General features: G+C 46.8%; 8 protein-coding genes. 5 read left to right on the forward strand and 3 right to left on the reverse strand.

Going from position 1 to position 15,571, the window contains the following annotated elements:
• Window positions 1-89: 89 nt before the first annotated feature.
• Entirely contained in the window at window positions 90-1,238 is a 1,149-nt protein-coding gene (locus FTD44_RS10730; protein ID WP_222166440.1) for an NAD(P)/FAD-dependent oxidoreductase, read from the reverse strand.
• The gene (locus FTD44_RS10735; protein WP_222166441.1) at window positions 1,238-4,492 is read right to left on the reverse strand and encodes a LodA/GoxA family CTQ-dependent oxidase; all 3,255 of its coding nucleotides are present in this window, start codon (window positions 4,490-4,492) and stop codon (window positions 1,238-1,240) included. Before FTD44_RS10735 ends, FTD44_RS10730 begins: the two co-directional genes overlap by 1 nt.
• Before the next feature lie 538 nt (window positions 4,493-5,030).
• On the opposite strand from FTD44_RS10735, the gene FTD44_RS10740 reads away from it, so the two are divergent.
• Window positions 5,031-5,390 (forward strand): DUF2200 domain-containing protein, encoded by a 360-nt coding sequence (locus FTD44_RS10740; protein ID WP_222166442.1) that lies wholly within the window; start codon window positions 5,031-5,033, stop codon window positions 5,388-5,390.
• Window positions 5,391-5,564: 174 nt separating this feature from the next.
• Here the strand turns inward: FTD44_RS10740 and FTD44_RS10745 are convergent, their stop codons facing one another.
• Window positions 5,565-6,128 carry a hypothetical protein gene (locus FTD44_RS10745; RefSeq protein WP_222166443.1) on the reverse strand — a complete coding sequence of 188 codons (564 nt, stop codon included), beginning with the start codon at window positions 6,126-6,128 and terminating at the stop codon, window positions 5,565-5,567.
• Between the two features lie 715 nt (window positions 6,129-6,843).
• Here FTD44_RS10745 and FTD44_RS10750 point away from each other — a divergent pair.
• The 4 genes from FTD44_RS10750 to FTD44_RS10765 all read left to right on the forward strand — a co-directional run bounded on the left by FTD44_RS10750 (window position 6,844) and on the right by FTD44_RS10765 (window position 15,384).
• The gene (locus FTD44_RS10750; RefSeq protein ID WP_222166444.1) at window positions 6,844-8,004 is read left to right on the forward strand and encodes a pepsin/retropepsin-like aspartic protease family protein; all 1,161 of its coding nucleotides are present in this window, start codon (window positions 6,844-6,846) and stop codon (window positions 8,002-8,004) included.
• 485 nt (window positions 8,005-8,489) lie between these two features.
• On the forward strand, window positions 8,490-12,179 hold the full coding sequence (locus FTD44_RS10755; RefSeq protein ID WP_222166445.1) for a S8 family peptidase: 3,690 nt from the start codon (window positions 8,490-8,492) through the stop codon (window positions 12,177-12,179).
• Window positions 12,180-12,549: 370 nt separating this feature from the next.
• On the forward strand, window positions 12,550-12,915 hold the full coding sequence (locus FTD44_RS10760) for a hypothetical protein (RefSeq protein WP_129021455.1): 366 nt from the start codon (window positions 12,550-12,552) through the stop codon (window positions 12,913-12,915).
• A 294-nt stretch (window positions 12,916-13,209) separates the two neighbouring features.
• On the forward strand, window positions 13,210-15,384 hold the full coding sequence (locus FTD44_RS10765; protein ID WP_222166446.1) for a TonB-dependent receptor: 2,175 nt from the start codon (window positions 13,210-13,212) through the stop codon (window positions 15,382-15,384).
• The last annotated feature ends 187 nt before the right edge of the window (window positions 15,385-15,571 follow it).

A 15,571-nucleotide genomic window follows, 5' to 3' on the forward strand; every position in this document is an offset into this window, starting at 1 on the left:
CCTACCCCGCAAAACCTGCGCAGGCTTTCACCATTTTTTATAAACATGATATGTAAAGATTGATCTGTTATTATTATTTAGCTCCGTCACTAAAACATACCCCTCCTCCTCCAAAACGCTTCCCCACTCCATCTCCGCTCCTGACGGTAAAAGAGATCCTTATGCCGCAGATATTGCTGCCAAATGGCATTCATTTGGTTGGTGTATGTAGTATGGAATAAGTCAAGGTTTTTTAAATTATGTTCTGTCAGTACCTGGGTCTGCTGTATCAGTTCGGTCAGCTGCATGGCTCCGGCCATGGCATTGTACATACCTTGTGAGGATAAGGGATCGAAGCTCATGGCGGCATCGCCCAGGGCTACCCATTGCGGCCCGGCGAACTGTTCCAGGCAACTGGAATTGGCGGCTACAGTGCCTCTATAATCAATAGCGCCATCAACACGCTCCAGTAAGGCGCTGATCTGTGGATTGTCCTGTGTCAGATCCAGGTAACCGCTGGTGTTGCGGAGTGCCGCACGGTCGACCAGGTCAGCATCGGTCTGGAAAGCCAGCACCCGCTTATTTCCGGGTAAGGCGGAACTATACCACCAGCCATTGGCAGCTGCAGAAATGGTGCTTAGTTTATGGTCTTCCTTATCGGGCAATACAGCCCAGCAGGAAATCAGTTTGTCTTGTATTTGTCGCGCCACACCGGCTTTACGGGCAAAGTGTGATGACCGGCCACTGGCATCGATCACCAGTCTGGCTTCTATATGATGCATTTCCCTGCCGTTTAAGGCCATATCATCTACAGTCGTAATATGCCAGCGCTGCTGCTCATAGTGTGCACTATGCAGTTTTGCAGGCCAGATGGCCTGTACGCCCCGCTCCAGGGCGGTTTTGCGCAGATATACTTCAAAGGCCTGTCTGTCCAGGTGCCAGCCAAATCCATCGGGATTGCGCAGGTGATCTGCAATCTGCACACGATCGCTGCCCCAGTAGGATTGTATGCCCATACTATTAATCGAGGAGACCTGCCCTGCCCCATCCTGTGCCCAGTTTTCGGGCAGACCCAGTCGCCTGAAGATGCGCCGGGCAGCAGGTGGCAGACATTCACCAACGCGCGCTACAGGCGCCGCCAGCTTATCGATCAGCACGACATTATAGTGCCCGGAGAGGGCGATAGCGGCTGTACAGCCGGCCACGCCCCCTCCGATGATCACTATTTCTGCTTTGTTTTTGTTGTTTATAACATTCATTAATTGCGGGTATCGGGTACGAAATTGGTGAAACGATCGAGCTCGCGTACGCCGGCACCGACTTTCTTCGGTAGCTCCGGTTTCACGGTTACCGGTTTCGGTTCTTTCGTAGCCAGCAGTTTGAGCAGTTTCTGTACCGCAGGAGTAGATTTATAATCGGTCTCCAGCATATGCTCAGCCAGGGCTTCCAGCTGATCTTTGGCTGTACTCACCAGGTCTTGCTCATTGAGCAGGTTTTCGGTAGACAGATGATCCACCACAGTACCCAGCAGTGTTCTTGTAGCAGGGCTTGCACCTTTACGGGCAATAATACCTTGCAGTTCGGCCATAGACTCTTCCAGCAGTGCCTGATCCTGTGCAGCATTCGGTACAATACCCACCTGCATCTGTGCCGGGAAGTAAGGATTACCAGGCACACCCGGACGTGGCTGTACGATGGCCAGTTTGTCAAAGTACTTGATCATGGAATTGATCTGGTTGGTATAATTCGGCGCTTGTCCGTCCAGTGGCAGATCATTGAGCCAGGCAGCACGGTAGGCAAAGGCCAGGCGGCGGGTCTCTTCAGACATATTAGGGTCCATGGTCTCGTGATAACGTGTCTCGTCCAGGATATTATTCGGTACCCTTGCCGGCCAGAAGGTAGGCACATAAGGATCGTATGAAGAAGTATATCCATCGCGGCAACTAGCGGTATCGGTCTGCCATGGAATGGCCATCCAGCGGGTAATGCCACCAGCAACCTGTCCGCCTATTAAAGGGCCTTTGGCCAGGGTAAATACATCGCTGTTCATTACCGGGCCATAATACCAGGAGTTCACCGGAGGTGTTTTGGGCGCATGCTTGAATCGGAACGGTGCCATATACATACCCGCACTGCGCACCGGCCAGGTCATTTCACAACCCGGGTGGAAGGCATCGGCCAGACAGAAGTCCATAGCGGCTTTGGTGAGCATATCGGGCTGATCGGCCACCGGAAGTTTATCTATAGTCATAGGTTCCGGTACATGCGGACAACCGGTGCGGTCGATAAAGTCGGCATCGAAGTCACCTTTAACCCATTGATCCAGGAAGGATAATTGTAAGGGAGATAAGGCTGCATGCTGGCGTACCGAACCCTGTGTTGGGATGCTGATGGCATCGCCATACAACCAAGGCCAGAGCTGTGGAGCTTCGGCACCGGATACATCGTAACGGCGGAAATTGTTAGAAATCGTACGGCGCATTTCCATATTGGCCGCAGAAGGATCGTTCAGTTTTTTGATCCATTGGGTCGTAGTATAGTCAAACTGACCACCCCAGCCAAAGGCTGCGGCAAAACCGGCATTCACCCATTGCAGATCGGTCATACGCTGAAATATCGGCAGGATATCTTTAGTGAAAGAAGGACGAGCCGGACGCGGCATCATACCTGCAGTAATGGCTACATCGCGCATCAAATCCCACATGGTGCGTACCGATTTTTGCATGGGTGCATAATCCGGCGGAGCACAGATTACCCAGGCTGGATCTACTTTCAGGGCCACACCGCCATAGGTTACTTCGGCGGTAACCGGACCATCAGAAATATCATCGTACCAGCCTTCATTATTGGCAAAAGTGATGGCAATATCGCCGTCCACATTGGCCGCTACCCCACGTCCGCCCAGCATCACCAGACGGCCTTTATCATCCGTGTGCATCTCGCCCAGGTAAACCGGTATGCCCTGGAATTCTCCATTAAATTCATGACCACTGTTAATATTCTTGCCTTTTACCGAACGCGCCCCGCCATCAATCAGCAACGATTTACGATCGGCCACATTGATATTGCGTAGCATAGAAGCCGGTGCAGTAGCTGCGTCCGGGATGTCCAGCGCCATCTGGAACTGGTACCAGGATGATTTCTGATTGGCCAGATGACTGTGCCAGATAATCTCGGCATTATCGGCTGTCAGCTCTTTCACAGCCTTACCTGCAGCATTGAAGCCATAGATTCGGAATTGTGCCGCCTGGCGCTTCAGCGCACCGGTATGGTCACGATAGGCATAATCATCGGTTTTTACCTCCGGCTCATCAACCAATGGTCCGATAAAATATTCTCTTTCACTATTACCCACGCGCATTACGCCAATCGGCGGATAAATGCCTGCGGTAACAATACACTCGCTATCCTCATCGGTATTGCCCTCAAATTTAGGGTTGACGATGTTGGGTTCCTGCAATTGCTGACCATTCGCCTGATGACGTGCCTCCGCACTGGCTGCATATACCGTTTTACGTACATGGGCAATCGAACCTAAGGGCTCATGCTCCGCCAAAGTGCGCCAGATATTAAAGGCAAGATTGCTGCCGAATTCGGGCTGACCGATCGCGCAGATATCCTGCTGTGGCAGGTGCAGTTCTGCAATCGCGATATAAGGACTCTCCTCCACGCTCCATACCTGTTGCGCATCGTTAATCAGCATGTTGTCATTGGTACGCAGCTGGATTTCGAAACGGAAGGTAGCCGGCTTATTGCGCAGGCGTTGCTGCAGGTCCAGGGCCAGGTAATTATTATTATCTACAGGTGCGCCACGGTCCGTATCTACCGGTACCAGGCGGTATTTTACAATCTGCGTTTCGCCCAGTTTGAATGGCAGGATAGCCCAGTAGCCGGCACTGAGGCAGCTCGCCTCCACCTTGTTCATAGCATTGAGGATCTCCGCCAGTTCAGGGTGCTTGTCAATATAGGCGTCGTAATTATGGTCGATCACCCCCGCAGTGGTAAAGCTGCACATCTGCTGTGCATCACGGGCAAAAAAGCGGTCTATATTCTGAAAGATGAAATCAGCAGTATCGCCCTCTCCCTCCAGTTTAGGTCCTTCAACACCGAACAGCTTCAAGCCCAGTCCCAGCGTGGTATGTAAGTCCGGAGCCGTAGGTGCGGTATCACTCGAAAAGCGCACTACGCATTCATAGTGATCACCGGCAAAGATACCCTTGCGAAAAGCCGGATTAATATCCTTGTTTACCGTGAAGGTACCATAAGCTATTCCGTGTTGCTTACGGAACACAGCGCGCTCAGCAGGCTTCTGTCCCGTTTCAATACGGGTCTTCTGCCCCATCTCCACAAACATTTCTTTGAGGCGTTGGGTTACGATGTCCAGGCTGCCTTCGCTATCCCAGCAAGGCACATCATTGGCCGTAGGCTGTGATAAAGGGTCCAGATTATTTTGAGATCCGGGTACAGCACCGGAAGCAGCCTCTTTTGAGGATCGTTTGTTGAATGCGTTCATGAAGAATAATTATTTAGTTTGTGAATTATTCAGCAAAGTACGATCCTGCCCTTTGTCATAAAAGGGTAAAAACACCTGTTTTGGAAGGGGGAATGGGCGGTAAAGAGATTAGGGGAAACAAAAGGGAATTAAAGCAAAATCTATCTTACGTGTTTTTTACTGAGAATATATGGGTGTTTTTCCTGTTTCAAATTATTTATACCTATTATATTTTACAAACGCAAATTAAAAGAGAGAAAGTTCTCGCTCTCATTTTTCGAGGACAAATTAATATTTAAGAAATGGCAGTAGGAAGAACAGCCAGCACAGGTCAAACCTGTCCAGAAAGTGGAGTTTGGAAAGTACAAGGTAGTCCTAGTACGACAGCTCCAATTGCTAAAGGTAACACGATGCCCCCATATGGAGGAAAAGCAGTTACATGGATTTTAATCCAGCTAGCATAAAAATAGGGAGATTTATCTCCCTATTTTTATGCTAGTATTTCAGGGAATTTTTATTGCATCGCATATGTCTCGTATCTTTACTCAAACATTCTACCATGCACGAAAAAAACGTTGAACGCGTCTATAAAATGTCCTTTGCCGGGGTATACCCGCATTATATTGCTAAGGCGGAAAAGAAAGGCCGTACTAAAGAAGAACTGGATGAGATCATTTTCTGGCTGACGGGCTATGATGCTAAAGGATTGCAGGAAGTGCTGGATCATAAAATCAATATAGAAACTTTCTTTACCCAGGCGCCGCAGATTAATCCGAATGCGGTTAAGATCACTGGTATGATCTGTGGTTATCGTGTAGAGGAGATTGAGGATCCGCTCATACGCCAGATACGCTACCTGGATAAGCTGGTCGATGAACTGGCCAAGGGTAAGACCATGGAGAAGATTTTAAGATCATAAATAATTTCTACTAATGAATAGGGCCGGATGAATCTCCGGCCCTATTCATTACTTAAATACCTCAGCGTAAGTATCCTTCCCGTCATTTCGAATATTGTAGATCGGCGTCGAGCAGTCTGAAAATACTACAGCAATAGAGATGGCTCCATTACGGCCGACATGACGATAACAAAATTATATTCCCTGCACCGTCCTACCCTTTCCCGCATAATGAAACAAAGCTCCGGCTATGGCATAGAGCCCGGCAAAGAAACCACATATGCCAATAATCTCTTTGGCTGAGGTGCCGGGATACTGATCCATATTGCCCAGTAAAGCGATCACGGCCAGTACCGCCAGGCTCAGGGCTGTGGCATACATGCTCTTTTCCATTCCGGATGCTGTAAAGCCGGAACGGACCGAACCGAAAATAAGGATAAATACTACGGCGATAAACATCAGGTTAGCGGCATTGGGCCCGGCACCGATTAAGCCTGCAGCCAGGTTGGCCCAGATCATCAGGAAGGTAGTGCCCACGGCCATAGCAGCGGCCAGCTTAAATATAATATGCATACTGCTACTCAGCAGTACATAGGCCATACCGGTACTGAAAATGAGTGCACCCATAATCAGGAAGTCTCCAACACCCCAGTTTACTTCAGCCGTAAACTGCATAGCGATAAAAGGAATAGCAAGGAGTAATAAGGTTACCAGCCCTACAATGCCGGCAGAACGAGATACATTTATTGACTTTTTCATGATTCTTTGTTTTAATTTCTAATTCAAAAGTACTTTGTATTTCAAAGTAATCAAAGAAAAAGGCATTTTTTTTTAACTGAGTATTCCGCTTAAAGGAAACAAAGTTTAGCATTATGATTTAAATAGTCTATTTATATCTTTTGCTACCTTTTGCCTTGATGCAAAAGGTAGCGCCAAAAAATCAAGGCTGTATAAATCCCTGGCTAAAAATCAATGTGTCGGCCGGTCGCAAACCAGACTCGCTACGCTCAGACAGTGGTTTCCGACTTTATCGACCGAGCCAATGATTTTCTTAACGCCGGATTTATAAGGCCGTTCGAGCGATCTGTTCTGTACGGATCGCTTATTGTTTTCATCACAGCGATAGCCATTTTGGAGTGGAGCTGCGATCGTTGAGCACCGAACGGATCACATGTTAAGCTCAAACGATCAATGCACGCAACGGTACAAAATGACGGTGCTATGCAATCGCCTTGATGAAAACAAAGGCACTTTTGGTCCTTTTGTTGCCGGACAAAAGGACGAATAAAAGAGTTGCCTACATGCGGGTAGTCAGTTTTTTTTATATGAACGGCTGGGAATGTACCCCTTGATAGCCTCAGGGTATGAGTTCATAAGGCGTAATGGAAAAATTAGCAAATTATCACCACATGGTGATACAAACATTTACTAACTTTACCTGATCCTATTATTCATTCCCATAAGCTGATTATACATGAAAACATCCATGCTTGCTACCCTCATTAGTTTATCCACTCCTGCATTTGCACAGGAATCACTACCAGTGATCAGGGCGACATCTGCCAAAGCGGCGATCTATATGCAGGATCGTCCCGGCAGGCGCTGGAATATTGAACCGGCTCAAAAACTGGATGTGTTTGAAACACCCAAGATGGCAAGACCAGAACAGATCCGTTTTAAAACAGACAGCGATTCTATTGCCTTTACCCTGAAACCCGGTACCCATAAGGACTTCATCGTGCTACTGAATGATAAAGATTCCTGCCTGACCCGCATACAATGTCCGGCATCACTGGATTTCAGCCAGCAGTACCCTGCCCTGCATGATACCATTCCGATGTATATCAACGAATACAATACCATGTATATAGCGGCGGTATTGAACGGAACAGATACGCTCTGGCTCAATTTCGATACCGGTTCCAGTGATATAACACTCAAGGAAGAAACAATCGCAAAGCTAAAAACGCCTTTGGACCTGTACCGCAAGCCATATGATCTGCAGATTGGTACGCGGCATTATACCAGTACGGTCTCTGACACTAAGCTGTCAGGACATGGTACAGAAGGACGTTTCGGCTGGAACCTCTTTGACGGTTATGTCGTGGAACTGAACTACGATAAGGGTATTATGGTGGTGCACGGACAGTTGCCACAAGGAATATCCTCCGACAAAAAGTATAGCCAGCTTCCGATGCATTATGTAGATAATATATTTCTGGTCCGAAGCAGTCTGCAACAGGGCAAGGCAAAGCTGCCTTTCTGGTTCCTCTACGACAGCGGATACCAGCGTACGGCTATGCTGGATAATGATCTGCTGAAAGAGACGCAATTTCCTGCGGCTCAGATGAAGGAACTGAACAGGGTAATAATGAGAGATGGACGGAACAATGAGATCCCGGTTATTACGGCAAACCTTGATCAGTTGCGCCTGGGTAAATATACACTGAAACAAGTGCCGGTACAGGTACAGACGGCGAATAAGCCTGTAGTAGGGCTGAATATTCACATCCTGGGTAATGAGGTCCTCAAGCGTTTTAATACCGTTCTGGACTTTCAGCACAATGTAGTGTACATGAAGCCTGGTAAGTATTTCAACGACCCGTATATTGTACAGAAGCCGGGTAAGTCTTAAGTTGCTCAAGAAGCAATATGGGTAAATATTAAAGCTCCATTTCTTTTGATATGATGGATGTGCTTACTTTTTACTTAAAGCTGCCTGCCGGAACATGCACCGCTTAAACCGGTATACCAACCCAAATGGTGATGGTATACCGGTTTTGTCGCCTGCGGGCAATTTTTGGGAATAGTTGAAGTGCTTTTCTGGTGTGCGAAGAAATGTATTTCGTGCCTAATCAGAGTGTTATATAAGCAGAGGCTTATAGGAGCGCAAAAGCGTGCCACAACTACACCTGAAAGCCAAAAGAGTAATGTGATTTCCGTTGGATAATTAATTTGGACCTTAAGATATTTTGTCTTTATTTCGCCCCACAATAAAGGATTTTGCATTTAAATGTAATGTCTTTATTAAGCCGTTTCATGTTTGAGATTTAATTGATGTATAAAACAATTTGTTTATGCATTGAAATTTATTTTCTAAAATCAATAAAACACCTCAATATGAAACACGCTTTACACACCCTGCTCCTTGGAGCAGCGGTTGCAGGTTCTGTGCTGCAGGCCTCCGGGCAGCAGCTATTTACGGACAAAGGAACCCTCCCGCTCCAATCCCGATCCGCTACACAATTTTTAACTATGCGTACCGTAGATTTCGGTACCAAAGAAAAGCACTATGTACTCTTGTCCTTCAATCATATACTATCTGCCGAAGAGCGCAGCCGTATAGAGGCCACAGGTGTACAGTTGAAAGACTGGTATCCCGGCAATAGTTATATCGCCCAGATCAGTAACCTGTCTCAAAACCTCGATCAGCTGCAGTCGCTGGCAGGTAAGCGACTTATTCCCCTGACAGGAGTTAATGATCTGCCCACTGCCGTAAAGATCAGTACAACACTACAGGAGCTACAGGATGCAAGCACAGCACAGCTTATGGTCTCTGTATATGACAAGGCAGATATCTCTTCCCTGCAGCAATACCTCGAGACAACAGGCCTGAAATATACCCGCGAAGACTATTGTGGCGATAATGCCTTGGTGTTGAGCGGCCTCAGTCAGGAACAAATACAATCCATAGCCCGGCTTTCCTTTGTCGCGTCTGTTGAAATATATGCAGGCGAACCTCAGAATACATTGGCAGGTGGGATGTTTGCCAATCAGGTATTTGCGGCCAATTATCAATATAATCTTGGTGCAGCCGGTAATGGTGTTTATTTTGGTAATTATGAAACGTTCGGAGAAGACACTTTATACGATTTAAACATGAGGGGACGGCAGCATCCGCAATATTTCGGAACGGGTGTAGGTGCACATGGTACAACCATTGCAGCAATTGTAGGTGCTGCCAATAATTACAATGAGTTTGATGACCGCGGTACGGCACCGGGCGTTACCTCTCTGTATGTAGGCTGGTACAATACTGCAGAAAATTATTACCTGAACAATAATGTCAAACCAATGCTGAGTAACCACTCCGTGGGTTGGGGTGATGGTCAGGTAACCTATAATAATGATGCCCGGGAACTGGACCGCATAGCCCGAACCCTGGGCGGATACCTGCACAGCTACTCGGCAGGTAACAGCGGAGGTTCAGGACCTTTCCTGGGATATCCTGCCGGATGGGCCAATCTGACGGGGGATATTAAAGTCAGCAAAAACAATTTTACTGTACACTCTTCCGCAAAGCCGGGTGAGCATTGCGATTGGACCAGTAAAGGCCCGACAAGAGATGGCCGTCTGAAGCCTGATATATGCGCAGAAGGCATAAATGGCAGCTCGTATGCAGCTCCCGCCATATCGGGGTTTGCAGCCTTACTGTTTGAGGTGTATAATACAACTTATGGCACAACGGTGCCGCGTAGCGATGTGGTAAAAGCCGTAATGCTGAATACCGCCTACGATATAGATAAGAAAGGGATAGACTTTAAAACCGGCTTTGGTACCATGAATCCTTTACGGGCAAAAAGAGCTATAGAGCAACAGCACCTGATGACGGGCTCAATGCCACAAGGATCTGGTGGTGCTGCCCAATATACGATCGCCGTACCGGCGGGCACCAGCGAAGCCAAGTTTATGCTGTACTGGCACGATTACCAGGGGGCTGTAGGTGCGGTAAAAGCATTGGTCAATAACCTGGATGTTTTTGTGATCAGTCCTGTGGGCGATACCCTGCGGCCCTGGGTACTGAACCCGACAGGGGCTACCGTTTATGATCTTCCTTTGCGAAAAACAGATACCCTGAATAATGTAGAACAGGTAACCATAGATAATCCGCTTGCGGGTAATTATACGGTTTATGTTAAGGGTATAGCAGTACCTCAGGGACCTCAGCCTTATGCACTGACCTACGATATGGTTCCGTACCAGATTGAGATTACCAGTCCGGTTGCAGCGTACCGTATGCCTAAGGGTAATGGACTCATGATGACCTGGAATATCAGTAACCAGCAGGCGGGTACAGCAGATAGCCTGGAGGTATACCTGCAGCGCAGCAGTGCCGAGTCATTTACACAACTTGCCACTCTGGATTATAATAAACGATATTATGAGTATACCGTACCTACCTCTTTTCCGAATAGTGCCACAGCGCGTATCGTTGTCAAACAGCGCAATACCGGTCTGGTAGATACCAGTGATTATTTTCATGTAATGGTTACACCAACTAATCTTTCTCTGACCCGCATGTGTACCGATACCATAGGCCTGCGCTGGGATACGGTGGCTGCTAATGCAGGAGGTAAATATATTATCTACAGGCTTGGAAATAAATACATGGAGCCGGTAGATAGTGTACTGCATCCGGCAAATAAAGCATTACTGTCTGCCGCTACTGTTTTGGGAGCAGGGCAGCAATGGAATGGAACACAGTATTTTGCTGTAGCAGCAAGGCATAGCAGCGGCGCACTTAGTGTACGTACCTTACCGATCAGTACTATACTTACAGATCCGATCAACAGCGGCAGCACCCCGGCATTATCAACCCTCTGTTATGAAGATACAGTGAAATGGGGCATTGGTAATTTACAATACGATAGTGTACGTTGGTATAATGCCGCTAACAACGCCCAGGTATCAACGGCAGTGCAGTTGTCGCGGACGTTTGCGGATACCGGCAACTTTTATTTCCGCACTTTCCTGAACGGATGTATCTATACCAGTCCTACCTATACCATAAAGCGCGGAGAGGCCAATATTGCTGACATGGCACTTTGGGGTAACTTTAAATGGCTTGTTTCTGCCTATAGCGTAGGTAATACCAGTAGTAATCCATTCTATGGGGCCAATCCCAAATATTATGGACAGTTCAGTACCGACAGCCTGGGCTTTAACAGTAATGACTATTATACATGGTACGGCACTGGGCCACATAATGCTCCCGGTTACCATGGCTGTGCTTTTTCAACCGCATCTGCTGTTACAACAGTATATAAGCGAAAAGGATTTACGAGAGGCATCTACCAGATCAACCTCTTGAGGGCAGCCGGCAAATTGAAAATGACCATTAATAATGGCACAACTACACAGTATATAAGTCCTAATAATGCATTTACCATAAATAATATCTGGACTGGTATACTGGATACTAATAGCACGATCAGAGTAGAGGCCTATGCCGAACATAATAATATTCAGATTGTACTTTTGCCCATTCCATTGCCCGCCAGTCTGAATCATTTCGAGGCAAAAGCCATTGCTAATAATCGCGTTCAGCTTGATTTTATCATGAATGCCACTTCTCCGGATATTACATTGTATGCCAGCCAGGGAACGGATGCACGGCATTTTGACCGAACAGTAGCTTCTGTAAAATTATCTGAGGGTACAAATACATATCAGATCATAGATGATTATCCTTCAAAAGGGATGAATTATTATCGTTTGTACTGGAAGAATAATGATGGGTATATTAAATACAGCCCTGTACTGAATGTGAAGATTAAAGAAGGTGCAGAAGGAATCAGCGTTTTTCCTACAATAACGAAAGACGGCCAGGTTACTATTCAACTGCATGAAGGTTGGGAAGAGGCAGAATGTAAGGTGCTGAATATATTAGGACAGCAGGTAGCGGCGGTAATTACCGGAGCGAAAGAGCATAAAGAAATTTCTTTGAAATCTTTACCACCGGGAACCTATTTGCTCACCTTCAAAGATCATGAACGCCAGCTCGTATACAAAGTTGTTTATCAACCTTAACATAAAAGTATGGTATAAAAGATGAGGAGTCAAAGTTTCTACTTTGACTCCTTTTTTCATTTAACCTCTGATAGAAAGCTGGCTATTTTATAGAGTATTTACTCCTTTATGTGTTCCGTTTTGGACAATCTGGCTTTTCGCTTTGGAAAATGATCGTGTAATGCTCCGGTCTATGTGAAAATAAGGGAGTATCCGGCTTTAAGAAACTGGTATAGTTCCCCTACTGGCGTATTCTTTTCACTTATTCCCTGTTAAGGTAATTTTATTTCTTTTGTAAGCAAACGTTAATCCTGCTCCATTTTGCTGATTAGCAAACAAAAAGCAATAATTTTAGTAAAAATTCATTATCCACCTTTCAAAAATGAGTACTATGAACGTAAAACCAAAACACATTGCTACCTTCCTCTTAGGTGTAGCGGCAGGTGCTGCGGCATTGAAGTATGCGACCATGAGTGAAGAAGATAAAGAAAAGCTGACCGATAATCTGAAGAATAAGGCAAACAAGATTAAAGATGATGCCGAGACTTCTTTTGATAAGGCCAAGGAGTATTTTGCAGAGCTGAGTACCAAAGGTACCGATGCGCTGAAGGAATACTGGGCCGAGGCAGAGACCTATATCAAGGATCTGATCAATAAAAAAGAGAAAGCCGCTGATATCGCTGCTGATGCCGTTAAGGACATGAAAAATACTGCTAAAAATGCCGGAAATGATATTAAGGGTGCTATGCAGTCTTAATATCAGATAATGGTTTTGTAGAAAAGGATAGCCTGGCTATCCTTTTTTTATTGCCCTGTTTTCTTGCAGAACAGGATATTTGTGAGTAGCTTTGCAGCGCAAGATCCTTCGGGATCGACCACGGGGTGCCTTACTATCAGGCTGAGATCATACTCGTAGAACCTGGACCAGGTAATGCTGGTTAGGAATGGGAAGTACTAAAGTTTTAGCTGACATACTTACTCATTACACAGGACAGGAGACTGTACCGTGCCCCCGTATGCATACGTCAATAATTGTAATTGTGTAATAGATATGAAGAAACAAGCCTCAATTCTTGTGGCAGGCCTGGCCTGCACTACTGCTGTACAGGCACAGCAGGACACTACCCGTAACCGGGAGCTGACTCCTGTAGAGGTAATTGCCCTGAGGGCCAGTACCAAAGCACCATTTGCCGCCACTACCCTCAACCGCCAGGACATTGCCAAAGGTAATGATGGCCGTGATGTAATCAATCTCCTGGATCAGACGCCTTCGGTACTGATCAATTCCGATGCCGGTAACGGGCTTGGTTATACCGATATACGGGTGCGTGGTACGGATGGGCAAAGAATCAATTTTACCATTAATGGTATACCGGTGAACGATGCGGAATCGCAGGGCTCGTTTATGGTCAATATACCTGATCTTATCTCTTCTGCCGGAAGTATACAGATACAGCGTGGTGTGGGCTCCAGTACTAATGGTAGCGGTGCCTTCGGTGGTACGGTCAATATCAGTAATATGGATCAGCAGAACCAGGCATCGGCCCGCGCGATCAATACGGTAGGCTCGTTCAATACCTTAAGACATACACTGATGGCCGGAAGCGGCCGTCTGAAAGGCGGCTTTAATATAGATGTGCGCCTGTCCAAACTCTCCAGCGATGGTTATGTTGACCGCAGTGCATCTGATCTGAAATCGGCACAGTTACTGGCCGGATGGACCAGTCGTAATGAGCGTACCAATATTAAGTTCAACCTCTTTACCGGTAAGGAAAAGACCGGTCAGTCCTGGAATGGTGTACCACAGGATTCTTTAGCAACCAATCGTACATACAATGAGCTGGGCCTGAAAGATGACGGTACGTATTATAACAACCAGACCGATAATTACCAGCAGGATTTCTATCAATTGTTCTTTAATCATAAGTTCAATAATTCCCTGAAACTGAATGCAGGTCTGTACCTGACCCGCGGCAGAGGGTATTATAATGAATACCGCATGGGAGAAAGCTATAGTACTTATGGCTTACCAGACAGGATTGTGGGCTCCGATACCATGACTGAAACATCCCTGACCCGCCAGTTATGGCTGGACAACTACAACTATGGTGCGGTGGCTTCCCTGATGTATACCAGGGGCAGAACGCAGCTGGTACTGGGTGGTGCCTTATCGCAATATGATGCCAAGCACTATGGTTATGTAACCTGGGCACAGGAAGGTGGTGTGCCGGCCGATTACCGCTGGTACAACCTTACCGCGCATAAAACAGATGCTAATATCTATGCCAAGCTGGAACAGCAGCTGGCTACTCATCTATACGGATATGCTGACCTGCAGCTGAGATCGGTGCAATACAAGATCAACGGCTTCCGCAAAAATCCGGGTGTATCTACCGACGAGCAATACCTGTTCTTTAACCCGAAGTTTGGTCTGAGCTATATCCAGGGTGCACATAAAGTATTTGGTTCTTATGCGATGGCTAATAAAGAGCCTAATCGTGATGATTTTGAAGCTGGTGTAAACCAGATTCCTAAGCCGGAGCAGCTGAATGATATTGAACTGGGCTACCAGTACAACAACGGCCGTACCAGTCTGGGGGCACAGCTGTATTATATGCTGTATAAAGACCAACTGGTGGCTACCGGTAAGATCAATGATGTAGGTGCGTATACCCGCAGCAATGTAGGTCAGAGCTATCGTCGTGGTCTGGAGCTGTTCGGTTCTTCGCAAGTATCTCCGTGGCTGAGCGTACAGGCTAACCTGACTTTGTCTCAGAACAAGATCAAATCATTTACCGAATATATTGATGACTATGATAACGGCGGGCAACTGGAAGTGCAGCACAGCAATACAGACATTGCCCTGTCGCCTAATACCATCGCGGGTGCTACCCTATCCTTCTGTCCGTTTGAGATGGATATAGACCAGGACTTCACCATAGACCTGATCGGTAAGTATGTGGGCCGTCAGTACCTGGACAATACGTCTAATACTGCACGCAGCATTGACCCTTACGCACTGGCTAATGTACGCCTGAACTACTCGATCCGTAACCGCTGGGTCAAAGAAGCGGGCATCAGCCTTTCTGTAAATAATATCCTGGACAAGAAATATGAATCTAAGGGTTATACCTTCAGTTACCTGTATGGTGGTATGCAAACATTTAATTACTACTTCCCTCAGGCAGGCCGCAATTATTTGCTGACCCTGACTTTAGGGTTTTAGTTGAGGCATTGAATGTCGGTCGGTCTCAAACCAGAACGCTGCGCTCAGACAGTGGTTTACGGCTTTATCGACCGAGCCAATGATTTTCTTAACGCCGGACAAAAGGGCGAATAAAAGAGTTGCCTACATGCGATGGCCCTAATATATAAACAGACAAGGCTCCGGAATTTCCGGAGCCTTGTCTGTT

This window comes from Edaphocola aurantiacus (genome assembly GCF_019797745.1).
In the GTDB taxonomy this organism is placed as follows: domain Bacteria; phylum Bacteroidota; class Bacteroidia; order Chitinophagales; family Chitinophagaceae; genus Edaphocola; species Edaphocola aurantiacus.